General features: G+C 67.3%; 15 protein-coding genes. 10 read left to right on the top strand and 5 right to left on the bottom strand.

From position 1 onward, the window contains the following. Window positions 1-23: 23 nt before the first annotated feature. Together HRU76_10280 and HRU76_10275 are read right to left on the bottom strand one after the other, a co-directional pair. Window positions 24-3,542 carry a DUF1553 domain-containing protein gene (locus HRU76_10280; protein ID QOJ17947.1) on the bottom strand — a complete coding sequence of 1,173 codons (3,519 nt, stop codon included), beginning with the start codon at window positions 3,540-3,542 and terminating at the stop codon, window positions 24-26. Next, on the bottom strand, window positions 3,503-4,573 hold the full coding sequence (locus HRU76_10275; protein ID QOJ17946.1) for a hypothetical protein: 1,071 nt from the start codon (window positions 4,571-4,573) through the stop codon (window positions 3,503-3,505). Before HRU76_10275 ends, HRU76_10280 begins: the two co-directional genes overlap by 40 nt. Before the next feature lie 238 nt (window positions 4,574-4,811). Between HRU76_10275 and HRU76_10270 the strand changes: the two genes are divergently transcribed. The 4 genes from HRU76_10270 (at window position 4,812) to HRU76_10255 (ending at window position 9,745) form a co-directional block, all read left to right on the top strand. Further along, complete coding sequence (locus HRU76_10270; protein ID QOJ17945.1) at window positions 4,812-6,383, top strand: Re/Si-specific NAD(P)(+) transhydrogenase subunit alpha; 1,572 nt, start codon at window positions 4,812-4,814, stop codon at window positions 6,381-6,383. Between the two features lie 3 nt (window positions 6,384-6,386). Beyond that, window positions 6,387-7,835 carry an NAD(P)(+) transhydrogenase (Re/Si-specific) subunit beta gene (locus HRU76_10265; protein ID QOJ17944.1) on the top strand — a complete coding sequence of 483 codons (1,449 nt, stop codon included), beginning with the start codon at window positions 6,387-6,389 and terminating at the stop codon, window positions 7,833-7,835. A 154-nt stretch (window positions 7,836-7,989) separates the two neighbouring features. After that, window positions 7,990-8,730 carry a PilZ domain-containing protein gene (locus HRU76_10260; protein ID QOJ17943.1) on the top strand — a complete coding sequence of 247 codons (741 nt, stop codon included), beginning with the start codon at window positions 7,990-7,992 and terminating at the stop codon, window positions 8,728-8,730. A 250-nt stretch (window positions 8,731-8,980) separates the two neighbouring features. Beyond that, complete coding sequence (locus HRU76_10255; protein ID QOJ17942.1) at window positions 8,981-9,745, top strand: hypothetical protein; 765 nt, start codon at window positions 8,981-8,983, stop codon at window positions 9,743-9,745. A 37-nt stretch (window positions 9,746-9,782) separates the two neighbouring features. On the opposite strand, the gene HRU76_10250 is transcribed toward HRU76_10255, so the two are convergent. Beyond that, window positions 9,783-10,160 carry a PilZ domain-containing protein gene (locus tag HRU76_10250; protein ID QOJ17941.1) on the bottom strand — a complete coding sequence of 126 codons (378 nt, stop codon included), beginning with the start codon at window positions 10,158-10,160 and terminating at the stop codon, window positions 9,783-9,785. Between the two features lie 153 nt (window positions 10,161-10,313). Between HRU76_10250 and HRU76_10245 the strand changes: the two genes are divergently transcribed. The 6 genes from HRU76_10245 (at window position 10,314) to HRU76_10220 (ending at window position 18,452) form a co-directional block, all read left to right on the top strand. Continuing rightward, on the top strand, window positions 10,314-10,907 hold the full coding sequence (locus tag HRU76_10245; GenBank protein QOJ17940.1) for a hypothetical protein: 594 nt from the start codon (window positions 10,314-10,316) through the stop codon (window positions 10,905-10,907). Between the two features lie 107 nt (window positions 10,908-11,014). After that, entirely contained in the window at window positions 11,015-12,175 is a 1,161-nt protein-coding gene (dprA, locus tag HRU76_10240) for a DNA-protecting protein DprA (protein QOJ17939.1), read from the top strand. A 45-nt stretch (window positions 12,176-12,220) separates the two neighbouring features. After that, window positions 12,221-14,338, top strand: a complete 2,118-nt coding sequence (uvrB, locus tag HRU76_10235; GenBank protein ID QOJ17938.1) for an excinuclease ABC subunit UvrB — start codon at window positions 12,221-12,223, stop codon at window positions 14,336-14,338. A 187-nt stretch (window positions 14,339-14,525) separates the two neighbouring features. Next, window positions 14,526-16,040 carry a DUF1800 domain-containing protein gene (locus tag HRU76_10230; GenBank protein ID QOJ17937.1) on the top strand — a complete coding sequence of 505 codons (1,515 nt, stop codon included), beginning with the start codon at window positions 14,526-14,528 and terminating at the stop codon, window positions 16,038-16,040. Window positions 16,041-16,090: 50 nt separating this feature from the next. After that, window positions 16,091-17,383, top strand: a complete 1,293-nt coding sequence (locus tag HRU76_10225) for a DUF1501 domain-containing protein (GenBank protein ID QOJ17936.1) — start codon at window positions 16,091-16,093, stop codon at window positions 17,381-17,383. A gap of 163 nt (window positions 17,384-17,546) precedes the next feature. Continuing rightward, the gene (locus HRU76_10220; GenBank protein QOJ17935.1) at window positions 17,547-18,452 is read left to right on the top strand and encodes a hypothetical protein; all 906 of its coding nucleotides are present in this window, start codon (window positions 17,547-17,549) and stop codon (window positions 18,450-18,452) included. 43 nt (window positions 18,453-18,495) lie between these two features. Here the strand turns inward: HRU76_10220 and HRU76_10215 are convergent, their stop codons facing one another. Both HRU76_10215 and katG read right to left on the bottom strand, forming a co-directional pair. Further along, the gene (locus HRU76_10215; protein QOJ17934.1) at window positions 18,496-19,011 is read right to left on the bottom strand and encodes a paraquat-inducible protein A; all 516 of its coding nucleotides are present in this window, start codon (window positions 19,009-19,011) and stop codon (window positions 18,496-18,498) included. 174 nt (window positions 19,012-19,185) lie between these two features. Further along, window positions 19,186-21,375 (bottom strand): catalase/peroxidase HPI, encoded by a 2,190-nt coding sequence (katG, locus tag HRU76_10210; protein ID QOJ17933.1) that lies wholly within the window; start codon window positions 21,373-21,375, stop codon window positions 19,186-19,188. Window positions 21,376-21,401: the final 26 nt, after the last annotated feature.

The raw sequence follows: 21,401 nt of genomic DNA, 5'->3' as shown, positions 1-21,401 counted from the left end.
TCGTGGGTTCGCGGGCATGATTCTCAGTTCTTGGTCAGGAACTCATCCAGGTTGAGCAGCACGTTGGCCACCGTCGTCCACGCGGCAAGGTCGATGACATCCAGTCCATCGCGAGGCAGCGCTCCCGCCAGTCGATCCGCATCCTCGGGGCGACCAGCCAGGTCGGCCCGCGCTTCCTCGTACAGCCGCAGCAAGGTCGTCGTCTCCTGCCCGGTGGGATCACGCAGGAGACAGAGTTGCATGCCGCGGCGTACACGATCAGACCCGTCAGCCCCGCCCTCGCGCATCATGCGCCGCGCCAGCGCCTGAGCCGCCTCCACATACACGGGATCGTTGAGCGTGACAAACGCCTGCAGGGGCGTATTCGTGCGCAGCCGGCGCGGCAGGCACGATTCCCGGCTGCCTGCGTCGAACGTCATCATCGACGGATACGGGCTTGTCCGCCTCCAGAATGTGTACAGCCCGCGCCGATGCCGATCGGCATCGGTCGTCACCCACCGATCGTCGCTGTAGACAATCGACCACACGCCCTCCGGCTGGGGGGGGAACACCGGCGGACCGCCGATCGAGGCATTGAGCAATCCGCTCACCGCCAGGGCCTGATCGCGGATCATCTCCGCCTCGAGACGGAACCTGGGGCCGCGCGACAACAGTCGATTCTGTGGATCGACCGTGAGATGCCCGGACGTGATGGCGGACGATTGCCGATAGGTCGCCGAGGTGACGATCAGCCGGCACAGCTGCTTCATCGACCAGCCGGTGTTCATGAACTCGACCGCCAGCGCATCGAGCAGCTCGGGGTGGGTCGGCAGCGCGCCCTGCACGCCGAAATCCTCGACCGTCTCGACAAGCCCCATCCCGAACAACTGCTCCCAGGAACGGTTGACGGCGACGCGCGCGGTCAGTGGATTCTCCCGACTGGTAAGCCAGGCGGCGATGCCCCGTCGATCGCGCGGCGCACCCTCCGGCCAGGGGTGGAACGCGGCGGGCACGTCCGGCTCGACGACTTCGCCGGGGTCGCGGTGGTTGCCGCGCCGTTGAATGTGGGTGACGCGCCGCCGCTCCGGCTCAAGTTCACGCATGACGGGGATGACCGGGGCGGAGCGCGCCAGTTGCTCGCGCTCCCGCTCGAGCCGGGCCACGCGCTCGCGCAGCGGCGCCAGTTCCGTTGAGATGGTGCGGAAGTACTCGTTCAGAACACGCTGCTGCTCCAACGGGCGATCGAGGTCCGACACGAGCAGGGCGGACGCCACCTCGGGCGGCAGCGACAGCATCTCGCGCGGCGCTGACGTGGCGGAGAGCCGGAACCGCCCGATGGTGTGCTGCGTGCCGTACCGCTGCACAAGGCGGAACGACAGATGCACGCCCGGCTCGAAGCCCAGATCGTCCGCCAGGGTGAACACCGCATGATGCGGCGCCCCGAAGCGAGGCCCCACGGCCCAGCCGCGGCTCGCGTTGCCCGGGCGCAGGTCGCCGTCGATGGCGCGCTCGACACCCCATTCTGATTGGCTGAAGGTCGCCTGGGCGGCCGAGAATCGCAGAAGTCGGTCACCCGCGGTGTCAAGAATCAGGCGCTCGCGCGTCGGCCTGGTGATCTCCGCACGCCACACCTCCGCTCCGTTGTCATCAAGAAGCGTCACGTGCGCGCCACGCAGACGCTCGTGCAGCGCGCCATCGGTGCGATTCCAGATCACGAGATGCTCAATCCGCCGCGCTTCGCCCAGGTCGAGCGACCACCACGGGTCGGTTTCGGTCCGCGTGTGGGTGACGGAGTTGTCTTCGTACCGCCCGCTCACGACGCCGTCGATGGCGCGCGACGGGTCACCCTCGAAGTCCACGCTGGACTGATCCGCCCTGCCGCTCGGTGCGATGTTGTCCAGCCCGCTGAAGACCTGCACCTCCGCCAGCGAAAGGATGCGCCCCGAGCCCGGCAGGTCGATGCGCACGAATCGGGCCCTGGGCGCGCGGTGCGTCGCGCCGCTCGGCCACGCCGAAGCAAGCAGTTCCGTCAGAACGAAGTTGCCATGTGCGGTGCGGCCCGGGCCGGGGCCCGGCAGCCGGTCATCCGGCAGCACTTCCAGCCGCAGCGCCGTCATGCCGCGCAGCGACGTGGACGTGGAGATGACGTACTCATCCGACGGCACGGACGCGCCGTGAACAAGCACTGATCCGTCGTCCAGTTTCGTCAACTCCGCCCCGTGCGTGGACATGATCCACTCGGGCGTCAGGGTCACCCATTCCACGGCGCGTCCGGCATGGGCGGCGATCCACCGCTCACGCTCCGCGCGAATCTCCGGCGTCTCCGCTTCGAGCTGCGATCTTGCTTCAGCCAGCTCCGCGTCGATCGCGCCGAGCCGCCGCGCCAGGTCGCGCGTGATGACCGCCATCGTGGGCGACTCGTCGGGCTGATCGGCGTCCGTCGTCTGGTTGAACGCCGCGTAGAACTGGTAGTACTCGCGCTGCGTGATCGGGTCGTACTTGTGGGTGTGGCACTGAGCGCAGCCCATCGTGAGACCCATCCACGTCTGCATGGTCGTATTGACGCGGTCCACCACGGCGGCGACGCGGAACTCCTCGTCATCCGTACCGCCCTCGTCGTTGTTCATGGTGTTTCGATGAAAGGCCGTCGCCACCAGTTGTGATGGCGATGGATCGGGCAGCAGATCGCCGGCGAGCTGCTCCAGCGTGAACTGGTCGAATGGCATGTCGGCGTTGAGGGCGTCGATCACCCAGTCGCGCCAGGGCCAGATGGTGCGCCGCCGATCCGCCTCGTACCCCTTGGTGTCGGCGTAGCGGGCCTGGTCGAGCCATACGCGGGCCCAGCGCTCGCCGTAGTGAGGAGAAGCGAGCAGCCGATCCACCACGCGCTCGTAGGCATCCGGGCGTTCATCCCGCTCGAACGCGGCGACCTCCTCCGGCGTGGGCGGCAGCCCGATCAGGTCCAGCGAAAGTCGTCGAAGAAGCGTGGCCCGATCCGACGGCGGTGACGGCGCCAGCCCCTCCCGCTCCAGCCGGGACAGAACGAAGTGATCGATGAAGTTGGTCGGCCAGTCATGCTGCCGCACCGCGGGCGGCTCAGCCCGCACGGGCGGCACGAACGCCCAGTGCGGCTGGTACTCGGCCCCCTGCTCGATCCACCGGCGGAGCAGGTCGATCTCGCCCCCGCTCAGCGCGCGTCCCGTCTCGGGCGGCGGCATCCGTCTCCCGTCATCGACGTGCAGGACGCGCGCGAGCAGCTCACTGGACGCAGGGTCGCCGGGAGTCACGGCGAACGCTCCCGAGCGCAGCGCCGCCACGGCGCCATCGCGCGTATCAAGCCGCAAACCCGCCTGGCGCGTGGCCTCATCCGGCCCGTGACATTTGAAGCAGTTGTTCGAGAGGATCGGGCGGATGTCGCGGGTGAAGTCGATCACGATCGGATCGGGCGAAACGCGGCTTTCACCCACGGTTGCGCCCACCGTGACGACGAGAGCAGCCACCACGCTCGCCCGCGCCCGCCCCGTCACGGCCCTGGCGCTCCCTTGGGGTTGCACTTCAGGCACACCTCACCCTTCTTCGCCGCCTCGATGCAGCAGGGGTGGTCACACTCCTTGCCCGCGGCCTTGGCTTTCTCACAGCAGGTGAGTTCGCGCTGAGCCGATTCCGCCGCGGTTTCCACCGGCGTCACCAGCGTGCCCCTTCCCGTGTCGATGCGCAGTTCGGGCAGCACGGCTTGCAGCGCCGACACGCCTTCCTCCGTCACGCCCGTCCGCCACAGATACAGGTTGCGGAGTTTGGCGAGTTTCCGCAGGTGGGCCAGCCCGGCGTCCGTCACATTCGTACCGTAGAGGTTGAGGTATCGCAGTTCCTCCAGCGGCGCCAGGTGCCTGAGCCCTTCATCCGTCACACCGCTCTGCTGCAGGTGAATGCGTCGCAACTGCCTGAAGCGCGGCAGGTGCGAAAGCCACTCATCCTTGACGGGCGTGCGCCCCAGATTGAGCCACGCCAGCGTCGGCTCCAGCCCGGCGAGCAGCGTCAGGTCATCGCCGGTCAGTTCCTTCCCCAACAGGGAGAAATTGACGTACAACGCACTGGTGTCGCTGGCGATGCGCTGCGCCAGCACGCCGCGCTGGCGCAGGCGTTCGATCGCCGCGGCTTCGGCGGCCTGCTCCGCCGTCGTGAGAGGCGGAATGACCACGCGGGCGTCCTCCTTGCCCTGCTCAGGAGCGTCCTCGGGCCATTCGGCCCCTTCTTCGATCCAGCGGCGGATCAGGTCGATCTGCGCGGGAGTCAGCGGGTCGCCCTCGGCGGGCATGATGTCCAGGTCGTCGGCGGGCAGCGAGATGCGCTCGAACACCGCGCTGCCGGCGGGATCACCCGGCCTGATGGCCCACTTGTCAGGCCCGCCTGCGTGGAACACCTGACTTCGTCGATCCAGCCGCAGACCGCCCTTCTTGACCCGCTCGCCGTGGCACTCGATGCAGCGCGACTCGAAGATGGGCCTGATCTGGGTGACGAAGTCCACCTTGTCAGGCGACCCCGATCCGGCGGCAGCCGCGACCATGCCCGTCACGAACCACGTGAAACTCACCATGCGGCGACTCCTCGCAACCGGAAGTCCGGAGGCGCCTCCACTATAACCGCCGCGGGCCATCCGTGACCCAGGAATCCGGCGCCTGTGACAGGCGACACGTCCCGACAGGCCAAAACGTACAGTCGAATCAGGGAATCGCCGAAGGTTGATTCCGGCCGCGACCGGGGCACGATAGTCCTTTCCCACGACTCCGGCACACCGTCCCGCAGGTCTTGGAATCGCACCCGGATCACCGTTGATGAAGATCGGCATCCCGAAAGAAGTCGCGCCTGGCGAACGTCGCGCCGCCGCCACGCCCCAGACCGTGGTGCGCCTGGTCAAGATGGGTTTCGAGGTGGTGGTGGAGCAGGGCGCCGGCAAGGCCGCCGATTTTTCCGACGCCGCCTACGCCGAGGCGGGCGCGACCATCGAGTCCGACCCGCGGAAGGTGTGGGGAGAGCCGGACATCATCCTGAAGGTCCGCGCTCCGGAAGCCAACCCCGCCACGGGCATGTTCGAGGCGGACCTGATCCGCGAGGGAGGCATTCTCATCTGCTTCCTCTGGCCGGCTCAGAACAAACCCCTGCTGGCCCTGCTGGGGTCGCGAAAGGTCACCGCGCTGGCGATGGACTGCGTGCCCCGCATCACGCGGGCGCAGAAGATGGACGCCCTCTCGGCCATGGCCAACCTGGCGGGGTACAGGGCGGTCATCGAGGCGGCCAACGCGTTCCCCAGCTTCTTCGCCGGGCAGATCACCGCCGCGGGCAGGATCAACCCAGCCAAGGTGCTGGTGATCGGGGCGGGCGTGGCGGGTCTGGCGGCCATCGGCGCGGCCCGCGGGCTGGGCGCGGTGGTGCGGGCCTTCGACGTGCGACGCGAGGTGAAGGAGCAGATTCAGAGCATGGGCGCGGAGTTTCTCGAACTTCAGTTCGAGGAGGAGGGCTCCGGCGAAGGCGGCTACGCCAAGGTCATGAGCGACGCTTTCATCGAGGCCGAAATGGCCCTTTTCGCCCAGCAGGCGATGGACGTGGACATCATCATCACCACCGCCCTGATTCCCGGAAAAGAGGCCCCCAAGCTCATCACCGCCGGCATGGTGGAGAGCATGAAGGAGGGCTCGGTCATCGTCGACCTGGCGGCGGAGCAGGGCGGCAACTGCGCCCTGACCACGCCGGGCGAGAAAACCGTCCACTCCGGGGTGACCATCATCGGCTACACCGACCTGCCCAGCCGCATGGCCAGCACCGCCAGCCAGTTGTATGGCACCACCCTGGTGAACCTGCTCGAGGAGATGGGCGGCGGCACGAACTTCCACATCGACCTGGAGGACGAGGTCGTCCGCGGCGCCACGGTGCTTCATCAGGGCCGGCTCACCTGGCCGCCCCCGAAGCCCAAGCCGGCCGAGCAGCCGGTGGTGCATGAACGCCCGCCATCGGTGGACGTCAAGCCGAAGGAACTCGCCGCCCGGGGTGCTGCCGCCACGACCAGGAGATCGGGCGGACTGGCGTGGACGCTGCTCGCCGGCCTCGGGCTGATCGCCGCGGGTCTGGTGGGCGACTCCTCGTTTCTCAATCACTTCACGGTGTTCATCCTGGCGTGCATCGTGGGGTGGCAGGTGGTGTGGAACGTCACCCCCGCGCTGCACACCCCGCTGATGAGCGTGACCAACGCCATCAGCGGCATCATCCTGATCGGCGGCATGCTGCAGGTGTCGGGCGCGCCGCTCTCGGCCCCCACGGTGCTCGGGGCGGTCGCCGTCTTCATCGCGGCCATCAACATCGCCGGCGGCTTCCTCGTCACGTCGAGGATGCTCGCCATGTTCCGGAGGTGACGGTTGCTCTCCCACGAACTGGTCACCAGCGCCTACCTGACCGCCGGCGTGCTCTTCATCCTCTCGCTGGGCGGGTTGTCGCACCCGGAAACGGCGCGTCGCGGCAACCTGTTCGGAATGCTGGGCATGGCCATCGCGCTGGCGGCGACCATCCTCGGTCCCGGCGTCTCCGGCGGCGGGTACGCGATCCTGGCGGCGTCGATTCTTCCCGCGGCGCTGATCGGCGCGTTCCTCGCCTCGCGCGTGCAGATGACCTCCATGCCCCAGCTGGTGGCGATTCTCCACAGCTTCGTGGGGTTGGCCGCCGTGCTGGTGGGCTTCGCCAGCCACCTGACCGCCGGGGCTCCGCCAGGAAGCGGTGCGGAGCTGACCGCCAGTTCCGCGGCGCACGTCATCCACGCCATCGAGGTCTACGTGGGCGTGTGCATCGGCTCGATCACGTTCACCGGCAGCGTGGTGGCGTTCGGCAAGCTCCAGGGGTTCATCTCGGGCAAGCCGCTTCTGCTGCCCGCGCGACACGGGCTGAACCTGCTCGCGCTCGCCGTCACCGTCTGGCTGGGCGTGCGGTTCGTCTCGGCCGGCGAGGGCGGCGGAACAATCGACCTGCTTCTGGCCGCCATCCTCACCGGGCTGATCGGCATCCACCTGGTCATGGCCATCGGCGGGGCCGACATGCCCGTCGTCGTGTCCATGCTCAACAGCTATTCCGGCTGGGCGGCGGCGGCGGCGGGGTTCATGCTTTCCAACGACCTGCTCATCATCACCGGGGCGCTCGTGGGCAGCAGCGGCGCGATTCTGAGCTACATCATGTGCCGCGGCATGAACCGATCGTTCCTCAGCGTGATTCTGGGCGGATTCGGCGCGGGCGAGGGCGCTGCGCCCGCCGCCGGAGCAGGCGCCGCCCCGGTCGGTGAAGTCCACGCCATCGACGTACCCGGCACGGTCGCCCTGCTGCGCCAGGCCAGGCGGGTCATCATCGTGCCGGGGTATGGCATGGCGGTCGCCCGCGCCCAGCACCCGGTGGCCGAGATCACCTCCATCCTGCGCTCCCGGGGAATCGACGTCCTGTTCGCCATTCACCCGGTGGCGGGACGACTGCCGGGACACATGAACGTGCTCCTGGCCGAGGCCAACGTGCCATACGACATCGTGCATGAGATGGAGGAGATCAACGACGACTTTCCGCACACCGACGTGGTGCTGGTGATCGGAGCCAACGACATCGTCAATCCCAGCGCACTGACCGATCCAGCCAGCCCCATCGCCGGCATGCCCGTGCTGGAGGTGTGGAAGGCCAAGACCGCCATCGTGATGAAACGCGGCATGGCCAGCGGCTACGCCGGGGTCGATAATCCGCTGTTCTACATGGAGAATACGCGGATGCTCTTCGGCGACGCCAAGAAGAACACGGATGACATCCTGGCGGGGTTGCGCGACGCGATCGGATCATGACGTACACGCACGATGGCGTGCATCGTCAACATGCCGCCTGATTTCGCCGATGGCGCGATGGGAGACTCATTCCGGACCTCTGCGGGGAGGTAATCGGGATCCTGCAAGGGGCACGATCCCAACACCGGCATGAACGCCCTTCGGGCATCATGTCATGACACAACCACTGCCGCAACGAACGCTTCGTCTCGAACCGTCGGACGTCGATCAGCTGATGCATGAACTGGGGCGCGATGCCCGGATTGTTGCGTCATCCAGGCGACAGTCCGTTCGTCTGCCCTATCGGCGCGGCGACTGCGAGGTGCTGCTGTGGCAGCACTCGACCGCCGGCGAGGCGCGTCACTTCCGAACCGGAACGCACGGCGAGGTGGACGTGTGGCGCTCAGCCGCCAGCGGAGGACGTCCATTCGTCATGGAGTCCAGAAACCTCAGCATTCAGGGCATCTCACTGCTGCATGGCGTATTCGTGCATCCGGGAACACGATGCCGCGTCACCCTGACCGATCGCAAGGGAGAGCGCCGGCCGGTGGACGGCGTGGTGGTCGCCTGTCGCTACCTGCGCGGCGGCGTGCATGAACTGGGGGTGCGTTTCGACGCCATCATCCGCCTGCGCGAGTACTGTCCCGAAGCCGACGCCATGTCCCGCGATTTCCTGGCCGAACTCCAGGCCCGCGCCGAGGGGCTGGCTCTCGAAGTCGAGGCGGGCAACATCGCCGCCCTGCGCGTGCTCGGCGAAGCGGTCCGAACCCGCGCCCTGGGATATGGGTATCAGGCCATCGCCGAGGGCGCCGAGTCGCTTCTGAAAGTGATCCAGGCCTCGTCCGAGAACCTGGAGCCGGTCGAGCGTGAGTGCAAGGCCCTCGTCGACCGATGCCGCTGGACTGATCCGAGCTGACCAGCCGCCGCGCCTGGCGGTGAGGCATGGCCAACGGAAGTCCCCATAACAGCATGGCTTGATGAATCGGGCCTCCATCTTTGCGCCAGTTCCGCGTGATGATCGGGAGAAACCCTCAATCCGTCGTGACCATGTGACGATCTCACGCCTGGGGAGAGCCGTGGTGTCGTCGCCGACATGAATGCGGGCGCGTCTCACGCCAGGGATCCGTCCACGATTGACCGGGATTCCAGCACAAGGGTGCCCAGGCATGACGCAGAGGTACGAAGCGCGAGAGACACTCAGGATCGACCGCCACCAGATGGAGCATCTGCTGGGCGAGCTGGAGCATGGCTTCAATCGCCCCAAGGTGTCGCGCAGGCAGTTCAGACGATTCCGCTTTCGCCAGCGTCATTGCGAAGTGCTGCTCTGGCACGTGGATGATCCGAGCACCATGCCGTCATTCCGCTCCGGCTCCGGCGGGCGGGTCGAAATCTGGCCTCGGGCCGAGGTGCGCCCCCGCATCTTCCTGATGGAGACGCGCAATCTGAGCGTCATGGGCATTTCGCTGCTGCACGGGGCGTTCATTCATCCCGGCGTCTGCGCCCGCGTGGCGCTGACCGCGCGGAATGGGGAGACACGTCACATCGAGGGGCGGGTCGTCGCCTGCCGCTACCTGCGACAGGGCGTCCATGAAGTGGGCGTGCGATTCGAGTCCCCCATCCGCATCCGTGATTACTGCCCGGAAGCGGACGACCTGACGGACGAGTTCGTCGGTGAGATCCGCGCCCAGGTCGACTCGCTCAAGCAGGCCCTGGATGATGAAGGATGGCGCGAGTCGGTTCGAATCCTGTGCGACGCGGTGCGCACCCGCGCCGTCGGATACGGCATGGACGACGTGGGAGAGGCCGCCCAGGGCATCGCCCAGGCCGCCCCCAAGGTCGAATCCATCGAACCACTCAAGGCCAGGGTTGACGAACTGCTGGCCATCTGCGGCCGCCACCTCGGAGGTGCGAGCGGCCAGACGTCCGGTTGATCGAGAATGATTGACTTCGCAGGTACGGAATCGGGGATCAGGCGGCCTTCTTGACCTCGGACGCCAGCAGACGCCGGGATCGGTTCTCCGAGGACATCCGCTTCAGCGTCGCCAGCATGCCCTGATCCAGGTTGACGAAGCGGACGCCCACAATCCGCGAAAACAGCCCGCATCGCTTCGTCCAGATCACTTCGGCAGGCACGGTGATGCGCCCGCCCAACCCGAACAGCTCCACCTCGAACCGGCCTTTCGGAACGCGCCGGGTCTTCACGCGCATTCCCCCGGCGGAAAAGTCCAGCACCGGGCCGAGCGAACACGCCAGCGACTCCTGCGGCAGACGACCCGTCTGACGCTGATTGACTCCCTGGGCGGCGAGTCTCAGAAGGGCGGGATCGGTGCGTTCATCGGCCATCATGCAGCATGATCGGCCCACGTCGCGGTCCGCAACACCCATCTCCGCCGTCAGGAGCGCCGACGCGGGCGACGGGCGCGGCCCGTGTCGATGGGACCGAGAATCCCGGTTCGAGTCGTTCAATCCAACCGTCCCATATGGTCGATCAATGACGCCATGCGCGTCACCCGTCCACTGGTGCGGCTGGACCCCGGCTGGCTGTTCATCGCCGCCGGGTTGGTGATGGTCTGCGCGGCCGTTCTCATCCCGCCTCAGCGGCAACTGGCTGAGATGCGGGATCAACTGGGCCTGCTCCGGGAGCATGAACGCGTGGGCGTGGAGCGACTGCGGGCCTACGCCGAGTTCATCGAGCGACTGGAGCAGGGCGATCCGGTGCTGCTTCGCCGCCTGGCCGCCGCCCAGCTCAACCTGGCGCCAGCGGGCGACGTGCCCATTCTGGCGGCCGGCTCCGCCGCTGCTCCGGTGACGGAGTGGATCGAGGCCACCGTTCCACCTGTCGAGTTCCGACCCCATGACCCTGTTCAGTCCGATCTCGTCGAACTGGTGACCGGCGAGCATCGACACTGGGTTCTGGCGGGCTCCATCGCCGCCTTGTTTATCGGACTCCTGCTTGGTCCCTCGGGCCAGGCACGCTCCGAGAGCGTTCGCATCGAGGCGCCTGATCAGGCCCTTGAGCATCATCCTGACACGATGCGTACGAACCCCGCGCCGGCATCTGCGGTCGAGCGCCTCGGTCCCGAGCCCGCCTGAGCGCGGGCGTCCCCACGAACCAACCGTACCTCGCCCCCGCTCGTTGGCCACGACGCTGGGACGCCGCGGGCTGATCCGGTAGGATGCGATGCTTCCACCAGATCGTCATGCCCCGGACACCCGAACAGATCGACGATGCCCATCTCCGCCTGGCCCTCACCTCGGGGATCGGTCCGGTCACGTATCGACGGCTGATGGCGCGACTGGGCGGCGCGGCCGCAATCGTCGGCGCATCCGCCACGGAACTTGCCGCGGTGGAAGGCATCGGCCCCACCCGCGCGGTTCGATTGAAAGAGGAACTGGCCAGAACCACCCCTGATGCTGAACGAGACGCCATGTCGGCGCGCGGCGTGGGCATCATTCTGCGGGGGGATTCTGACTATCCGCCGCTGCTGGAGTCGATCGCCGACCCTCCCGTGGCGCTGTGGGTCCGAGGCACATTGGCGCCGGAGGACTCGATCGCACTGGCCATCGTGGGATCGAGACACTGTTCCGCGTACGGACGGGACCAGGCGGCGCGGTTCGCCTCCATGCTGGCCCAGTGCGGGCTGACGATCGTCTCCGGCGGAGCGAGGGGCATCGACGCCGAGGCCCATCGGGCGGCGCTGCGCGCCGGTGGACGGACCATCGCCGTGTGCGGCTGCGGACTCGCCCACGACTATCCGCCGGAGCATGCCGACCTTTTCATGCACATCGTCGAGCGCGGCGCGGTCGTCAGCGAGTACCCCATGGGCGTCATGCCGCGTTCCGAGCACTTTCCCCGGCGGAACAGGATCATCTCCGGGTTGTCGCTGGGAGTGCTGGTCATCGAGGCGGGTCGCGGCAGCGGGGCGCTCATCACCGCGCGCCTCGCCGCCGAGGAGCATGGACGCGAGGTGATGGCGCTGCCCGGTCGGGTTGATTCTCCGTCGGCGATGGGATGCCTCGAGGCCATCCGCGACGGCTGGGCAGGCATGGTGCTCAGCCACGCGGACGTTCTGACGCAGCTCGAGTCGGCCGGACACCTGGTGCGGGGGGCCTTCGAGGCCGCCGCCGCGCCGCCCAACGGCGCGCCATCGTTGCGCGAACTCAACCTGACGGACGGCCAACGGGCCATCGTCGCCGCCCTTCAGGACGCGGAAACGCCATTGCTCACGGACTTTCTCGCCCACGCGGTGCAGATGCCCCCCGCAGCGTTGCTCTCGGAGATCACCATCCTCGAAATTCGCGGGCTGGTCGCCCGTGATGAACGGGGCGTTCGCCTGAAGCGACGAACCCCCGAAGCGTGACGACCCCTCGCGCGGATCGACGCGGCGGCGCAATAATCACCCGCCATGCCCGAGCACCGTGCTTTCGAACTCGTCAGCCCGTTCCAACCCACCGGCGACCAGCCGCAGGCCATCGAGGCGCTGACCGATGGCGTGCGGTCAGGACGCTCCGCCATGACGCTGCTGGGCGCCACCGGCACGGGCAAGACGTTCACCATGGCCAACGTGATCGCGCGGGTGAAGAAGCCCACGCTCATCGTCTCGCACAACAAGACGCTGGCCGCTCAGTTGTACGAGGAGATGCGCGAACTCTTCCCGCGCAATGCCGTTTCGTACTTCGTGTCGTACTACGACTACTACCAGCCGGAAGCGTACATCCCGCAGCGCGACATCTACATCGAGAAGGACGCTTCGCGCAACGATGACCTCGACCGGCTGCGTCTTTCCGCCACCAGCCATCTGCTGTCGCGCGACGATGTCATCATCGTGGCGTCCGTCTCCTGCATCTACGGGCTGGGCTCGCCGGAGGCGTACGGCAAGCGCGTCATCGGGCTGATCAAGGGCCAGCCGATCAACCGTCGGACAGTGCTCCTCGGTCTGTCGGACATGCAGTATTCTCGCAACGACGCGGCGCTGGAGCGCGGCACCTTCCGCGTCAAGGGCGACGTGATCGAGGTGTATCCCGCCTACGAGCAGTTCGCCGTGCGCGTCGAGACGTTCGGCGATGAGATCGAGCGGCTGGAGCTCATCAACCCCACCACCGGCGAGGTGCTGGCTGAAGAAACCCAGGTCTTCATCTTCCCCGCCGTTCACTACGTGATGCCGGAGAACGAGCTTCAGACCGCGTTGAACAACATCCGGGCCGAGCTCGACGCCCGCGTGCTGCAGCTGCGCGGCGAGGGCAAGCTGCTCGAGGCGCAGCGGCTGCTTTCCCGCACGCGATACGACCTGGAGATGATGGAGGAAGTCGGCTACTGCTCGGGCATCGAGAACTACGCCGCCCACCTCGACGGCCGCCCGCGCGGCGCCCGGCCCTACACGCTGCTGGATTACTTCCGCCATGTGCCCGGCCGCGGGCCGGACGACTGGCTCATGTTCATCGACGAATCCCACGTCACCGTGCCGCAGGTTCGCGCCATGTTCAACGGCGACCGGGCCCGCAAGCAGGTGCTGGTGGATCACGGCTTCCGCCTGCCCAGCGCGCTGGAGAACCGACCGCTCCGCTTCGAGGAATTCGAGGAGCTCGTGCCCCAGGTCATCTTCGTGAGCGCCACGCCCGGCGAGTACGAACTGGCGCGCAGCGAGGGGCTGGTGGTGGAGCAGATCATCCGACCCACCGGCCTGCTTGACCCGCCCGTCACGGTGCTGCCCGCGCGGGGGCAGATCCCGGACCTGATCGAGCGATGCCAGCACCGCGCCGCACGGGGCGAGCGCGTGCTCGTCACCGCGCTCACCAAGCGGCTCTGCGAGGATCTCACCGGGTACCTGCACGATCGGAAACTCCGCGTCCGCTACCTGCACAGCGACATCGACACGCTGGAGCGTCTGGAAATCCTGCGCGAGCTGCGGGAGGGGCAGTTCGACATCCTCGTGGGCGTGAACCTGCTGCGCGAAGGGCTCGACCTGCCGGAAGTGGCGCTCGTCGCCATCCTCGACGCCGACAAGACCGGCTTCCTGCGCAGTGAAACCTCGCTCATTCAGACGATGGGCCGCGCCGCCCGCAACGTCAACAGCGAGGTGGTGATGTACGCCGACTCGGTCACCCCGCAGATGCAGGCGGCCATCGACGAGGTCACGCGACGCCGCGCCATTCAGCAGGCCTACAACGAGCAGCACGGCATCACGCCTGACACCATTCAGAAAGCCATCCGAAGGGGCATCGAACAGGAGCTGGCTGCTCGCAAGACAGCCCGTGCCGCCGTCGCCCCCGTCTCCAGGCCAGCTCAGGAGTACGACCGGGAGGAGCTCATCGTCGAACTGGAGAAGGAGATGCTCGCCGCGGCGGAGCGGCTGGAGTTCGAGAAGGCCGCCCATCTGCGCGACCGCATCCGCGACCTGAAGGCCATGCCGCTGCTTTCGACCCGGAACAAGGTCACTTTCGACGAGGTCGCCGCTCCCAGGCCCAAGCCGGGCATGGCCAAGTCGCGGGCGGGCATCACGGGGCGCAAGGGGCGGAAGGGGTAGCGTTTGGTGGACGGGCTTTCCCGGATTCCGCTGGCGTTGCCGCCCGGACCGATATACCTTTGTTTCGCGGGCGACGTGACCCGTCCAGGGGTCAACGGACGCGGCTGATCCGGCAATACCGGGGGGTCTGGATCGTTCAGAACGGTGCGGCCTCGTCTCCCGCGAGGCGGTCCATGAGGATGTGACCATGCCCGAGCCATCGCTTCGACCCATCCGCGGCGGGGACTTTGATTTCTGGAAGGCCCACCACCTGCTCAACCGGGCCGGTTTCGGCGGAACGCCCGCCCAGGCCCGCGCCCTGGTCGAGATGGGCCTCGACAAGGCGGTGGACTACATCGTCAACTACGAAAAGTGCGACTTTGAAGAGGTTCGTGCCGACGCCTTCGATGGCACGATCATGCGACCCCCCACCGCCGAGGAGCGCCGGGCCATTGAAGCCGCCCGACGATCCGGCGACGAGGCCGCCGTTGAACAACTGCAGCGCGAGCGACAGCGCCGCCAGGAGGCCGACCGCCGCCAGCATCGTTCCATGCAGGAGTGGTGGCTCAAGCGCATGATCCGTTCTCCGCGCCCGCTTGAGGAGAAGATGACGCTCTTCTGGCACGGACATTTCGCCACGGGCTATCGAACCATCGAGAACTCGTACGACATGTTCCAGCAGAACCAGTTCTTCCGGGCCAACGCCACGGGCAACTTCGCCAACCTGGTGTACGGCATCATCCGCGACCCGGCGATGCTGCGGTATCTGAACAACAACCAGAACCGACGCAACGCCCCCAACGAAAACCTCGCCCGCGAGCTGATGGAGCTCTTCACGCTCGGCGAGGGCAACGATTACACCGAGCAGGACATCAAGGAAGGCGCCCGGGCGCTCACCGGCTACACCTATCGCTACAACGAGCAGCTGGGGCGCCACGAGTTCTTCTTCGACCAGAACGAGCACGACGCCGGACCCAAGCGCATCCTCGGCAAGGTCGGCCCGTTCGACGGCGTGGACTTTTGCCGCCTGATTCTCTCCCGCGAGGTCTGCAGCCGGTTCATCTGCGGCAAACTCTACCGGTTCTTCGTCAACGACATGCCGGGCAAGCCGGGGCGCGACGTGGAGCAGTTCATCGCGCGGCTGGCCAGACTGATGCGCGACTCGAAGTACGAGCTCAAGCCGGTGCTCACCACTCTCTTCAAATCCGAGCACTTCTACGACCCGCAGAACACCGCGGCGCTCATCAAGAGCCCCGTGCAACTGATCGTGCAGGCCATCCGCTCCCTCTACACGCCCGCCCGGGATGTGGCCGCCCTCAACAGCGCCGCGGACCTGATGGGGCAGGATCTGTTCATGCCTCCCTCCGTCAAGGGGTGGGACGGCGGTCGCGCGTGGATCAACACCTCCACCCTCTTCATCCGCCAGAACCTGCTGGTCTACCTGCTCACGGGGCGGCGGCCCAACCTGTACGAGTGGCAGGCCAGCACCGACTCCTACGACGCCACGCACCTCGTCTCGCACCTGCGCAGCGCCGAGGGCGACATCAAGCCCGAGGACGCCGCCGCCTACCTGCTGCGCTTCGCCCTGGGCGCCGAGCCGGAGTCGGAGCGTGTGCGCACGCTGATCGACTTCGTATCCTCCAACGGCAACCGCGTGACCAACGACATGATCATCGCCATGCTGTCGCTCATCACCGCGATGCCCGAATACCAACTCTGCTGATCCACCCACAGCGCCCCCATGCCCGCCCTGTCCTGATCGGGAGTTCCGAAATGTCCGAGCAACCCGCCTTCACGCGTCGCATCTTCCTGGCCCAGGGCGTCACGCTGGTTTCTGCGGCCGCGACGATTCCCCTGTTCCTGCAGAAGTCCGCCTACGGCATGATGCTTCCCCTCGGCTCGGAGCTCTCCAGCCGCCCCGGCGTGCCGGAGGACCGCATCCTCGTCGTCGTGCAACTGGGCGGCGGAAACGACGGGCTGAACACCGTCGTCCCCTACGGAAGCCCGATCTACTACAACTCGCGTCCGGGTCTGGCCATCCCCGCCCCGGGACGCGGCACGAATCAGAACCCCGCCGCGCTGCAGCTCAACCAGAACGACGGGCTGGGGCTTCACCCATCGCTCGCCCCGTTCAAGGAGCTGATGGACGACGGCGTGGCGTCGATCGTTCAGGGCGTGGGCTACCCCAACCCCAACCGCTCGCACTTCACGTCGATGGACATCTGGCATACCGCCAACACCGACGCCAGCGGCGTGGGCTGGATCGGCAGGTACTTCGACTGCACCTGCAGCGGCACGCCCGTGCCGCAGGGCGCGGTGTCGATCGGCCGCACCGCCCCGCTGGCGATGATCGGCGAGATTCAGAAGCCCATCAACTTCGAGTCGCCCGACCTCTTCCGCTGGCTCGGCAAGGATCTGCACAAGTCGCTGGATGACCCCTACGAGCAGATCAACCGTGCCGGCGAGCTGGGCGCCAGCGAAGGCGACTCGCAGAAGGCCTTTCTGATGCGCACCGCGCTGGACGCCCAGGTGGCCTCGGACAAGATTCGCGCCGCCGTGGCCGCCGCCCCGCTGGTGGGCTACCCGCAGAACGGGCTTGGGCGGCAACTGCAGATGGTGGGCGCGATGATCCGCGCCGGTCTGCCCACCCGCGTCTACTACGTGTCGCTGGGCGGCTTCGACACCCACGCCAACCAGTTCAACCCCCACGCCAACCTGCTCACGCAGGTGGCCACCTCGCTCAACGCCTTCTACAAGGACATGAAGGCCCAGGGCAACAACAAGCGCGTGCTGACCATGGTCTTCTCCGAGTTCGGCCGCCGCGTGCGCCAGAACGCCTCGGGCGGCACCGACCACGGCACCGCCGCCCCCATGTACCTCGTGGGCGACATGGTCAAGCCGGGCCTGCACGGCACGCACCCGTCACTGACCGACCTCGACCAGGGCGACCTCAAGTACAACGTGGACTTCCGCTCCATCTACGCCTCGGTGCTGGAGGACTGGATGGGCGCGGACCACAAGCCGATCCTGGGCAAGGCGTTTGTGAAGGCGCCGGTGATGGCCTGATTTGCCGTGCCGGCGAACCCAACAACTCTCCTGAACGCGGACCCTTCCCGGGTCCGCGTTTCGTTTCGACTCAACCAGTCGTTCGGGCACCCATACCATTCCTGACGGCTCACCACCTCCGGCCCGTCCCATTTCAAACAAGCAACCCCAACACCACCAACGCATGGCATTCGTCGGCCTCCTCTTCATCGCACTCGCCGCTCTGGCCCTGGTCGGGCTGGTGATCCTCGGCTACCGGCTGGCGCGCGGGCCGCGCGTGGAGCAGCCCTCCTGCGCCCACTGCCGCTACGCCGTCGTCGGCCTGCCGGGGCACATCTGCCCGGAGTGCGGGTCGGACCTGCGGGTGGTGGGCATTCTGCAGCCGGGCTCGATCAGGCCGATGGGGCGGCTGGGGTGGCTCATCGTCTGGACGTGCCTGCTGCCGCTGCCGGCGTTCATCGTCTCATCCATCCTCATCGCGCAGGTGCAGCCGTGGACGGTGACCAGTCAGCGCCTCACGCTGGGCATGCCGGGCTCGCGGGCGTTCCTGTCGCTGCAGATGATCTCCCCCTCCACTGGGGCCATGCCCGCCACCGCGGGACCGCAGGATCTGCTGGTGACGCTCAACGCGCTGGATGGGTCAAAGCACGACCTGCTCGTCAGCGCGCGGAATGACCTGGTCACGTGGACCGACCTGGCGGGGACCTCCATCCGCCACGAGGGGCCGCTCACGAAGGAAGTCCTCACCGACTGGATGAAGTCGCTGGGGATTGATGCCGAGTCGGATGCGGTGTCGTACGAGATCGGCCAGATCGTGCAGAACCTGGGGGCGATCGGCAAGCCCGTGCCGGGAACGCCAGCAGGGCTGGGCGTGCGCGGCGGCGTCTCCATCACCAACCTGGGCAGCAAGGGGTTCAGTTCGGTCTCGTCCGGGTCATCCAGCGCGAGCCGCATGCCGCCTCACCTGTGGACGAAGGCCATCGCGGGCTCCGCGGGGGCGTGGCTGCTGGGAGTGCTGTTGATTCTGTTTCTGGCGCGGCCGCGGCGGAGACCACCCACCATGCCTTCCGCCGAAACCAACCCGGCGTGACGCCCCGCGTCATCCCCGGACGCCTCTCCGCCATCCCTTCCGCCTACCGCCTTCGCACGCCCTTACGCGCCAGCCGCTCCATCGCCAGGCCCGCCAGCATCAGGGCGAAGATTCCGCCCGCGAAGAGGAACAGCCCCGCGCGCGGCGTGGCCTGAAGCGGACCGATGGTCATGCTCGCCGCCACGATCGATACGATCGTGAGCACATCCACCATCGCCCACCGGCCCAGCAGCCGCAGCATTCGGATCACCCGGAACCGCCACCCGTGCGGAAACGGCATGAACCAGAAGTAGCCCAGCAGGATGAACTTGATCGCCGGGTAGACGACCGAGCATGCAGCCAGGATCACCGCGGCGGTTCGCTTGCCCTCCTCGTTCAGACGCACGATGTTGAGCAGCACCGAGTACTCGTCCTTCCAGAAGAACAGCGTGCGGGTCTGCAGCGCCGGCAGCGTCAGCCCGAGCGTGAGCATCGCCCCCGCCGCGAACAGCAGCAGCGGAATCTCCACCCGACGCGGGTACCGACGGGCCAGCGATGCGGAACGGGGCGGCGAGGGCATGATGGCTGAAGAGCGCGGACGAACGGGGAGGGCGTCACATCACGGGAAACTCCGGACTGGCAACGCGCAACGGTAGCCCCGGCTCGACCGCGAGGGCTCCCTGGCTTGGCGCGAGGCAAGCCGCGCTGCACGAACTCGCGGCGGACCGGCGCACCCGTCACGATCGATGCGCCATCAGGCGCGTCCGTTCAAGTCGAAGCGATCCAGGTTCATCACCTTCGTCCATGTCGCCACGAAGTCGCGCACGAACTTCTCCCGGGCGTCGGCGCAGGCGTAGACCTCCGCGATGGCCCGCAGTTGCGAGTTGGCCCCGAACACCAGGTCCACGCGCGTCGCGGTCCAGCGTCGCTCGCCAGTCGCCCGGTCGCTGCCCTCAAACAGGTCGGCCTCCGGGCCGACGGGCTTCCACGCCGTGCGCATGTCGAGCAGGTTGACGAAGAAGTCCGTCGTGAGCACGCCCGGGCGGCTCGTGAAGACGCCGTGCGGCGAATCGCCGTGATTCGCCCCCAGCACCCGCAGCCCGCCAACGAGCACCGTCATCTCCGGCGCGGTCAGGGTGAGGAGTTGCGCCCGATCGACGAGCATCGCCTCCGCGGGCACGCTCATCCTCGTCTTCTGGTAGTTGCGGAAGCCATCGGCACAGGGTTCGAGCGCCGCGAACGAGGCCGCGTCAGTCTGCTGGGCTGTGGCGTCCATCCGCCCGGGAGTGAACGGAACCGTGACCGGCACGCCCGCCGCCGCCGCCGCCCGCTCGACGCCGGCGCACCCGCCCAGCACGATCAGGTCGGCCAGGGAGACCTTCTTTCCGCCACGCGCGGAGGCGTTGAAGTCGCGCTGGATCGATTCGTAGACGCCCAGCACCTTCGACAGTCTCATCGGCTGGTTCACATCCCAGCTTCTCTGCGGTTCGAGACGGATCCGTGCGCCGTTGGCTCCGCCGCGATGATCGCTGCCGCGATACGTCGAGGCCGAGGCCCACGCCGTCGCCGCCAATTCGCCGACGCTCAGCCCGCTGGCGAGGATCTTCTCCTTGAGCGCCGCGATGTCCGCCGCGTCGACGAGGGGGTGATCCACCGGGGGGATCGGATCCTGCCAGATCAGGTCTTCCGTGGGCACCTCGGGTCCGAGGTAGCGGACTTTCGGGCCCATGTCGCGGTGGGTCAGCTTGAACCACGCACGGGCGAAGGCGTCCGCGAACTGCTCGGGATGTTCGAGGAATCGGCGCGAAATCTTCTCGTACACGGGGTCAAACCGCAGCGACAGGTCGGTGGTGAGCATCGTCGGCGTGTGACGCCTGGTCGCGTCGTGCGCGTCGGGGACCGTGCCGGCCCCGGCGTTGTTCTTCGGACGCCACTGGTGCGCGCCGGCGGGGCTCCGGGTCAGTTCCCACTCATATTCGAAGAGATGCTTGAAGTAGTCGTGGCTCCACCTGGCGGGCGTGCGCGTCCACGTAACTTCAAGGCCGCTGGTGATGGTGTCGGCGCCTTTCCCGGACCGGAAGGCGCTCTTCCATCCCAGCCCCTGCTCCTCCAGTCCCGCGGCCTCCGGCTCCGGGCCGAGCAGCTTCGCGTCGCCCGCACCGTGGCACTTGCCGAAGGTGTGCCCTCCGGCAATCAGCGCGACGGTCTCCTCGTCATTCATCGCCATGCGCGAGAAGGTTTCGCGGATGTCCCGCGCCGCGGCGATCGGATCCGGGTTCCCGTTGGGCCCTTCTGGATTGACATAGATCAGGCCCATCTGAACCGCCGCAAGGGGGTTCTCCAGTTGGCGATCGCCGCTGTAGCGTTCGTCGCCCAGCCAGGTTTTCTCCCTGCCCCAGTAGATGTCCTCCAGCGGCTCCCACACGTCCACGCGTCCGCCCCCGAAGCCGAACGTCTTGAATCCCATCGTCTCCAATGCCACGTTTCCCGCGAGGATCATCAGGTCGGCCCAGGAGATCCTGCGACCATACTTCTGCTTGATGGGCCAGAGGAGTCGACGGGCCTTGTCGAGATTGACGTTGTCGGGCCAGCTGTTGAGCGGCGCGAAGCGCTGCGCGCCGGTGCCTCCGCCGCCGCGACCGTCTCCGGTGCGATAGGTGCCCGCACTGTGCCACGCCATGCGGATGAAGAGCGGGCCGTAATGACCGAAGTCGGCGGGCCACCAGGGCTGTGAGTCGGTCATCAGGGCCGCGAGATCCTTCTTCACGGCCGCCAGGTCCAACGACTCGAACTCGCGCGCGTAGTCAAAATCCCTGCCCATGGGATCGGACTTCTCCGAGTGCTGATGGAGCATCCCCAGGTTCAACTGGTTCGGCCACCAGTCGTGACGGGTGACTCCGGCGTGCGGGGCGGAATGAAACGGACACTTGGCTTCCGCGTGCATGATGGCTCCTTGGTCAGCGTTCAGCG

This window comes from Phycisphaeraceae bacterium (genome assembly GCA_015709595.1).
GTDB lineage: Bacteria > Planctomycetota > Phycisphaerae > Phycisphaerales > SM1A02 > CAADGA01.
The sequence above is the reverse complement of the archived record's forward strand: the minus strand, read 5'-3'. Positions and strand labels throughout refer to the sequence as shown.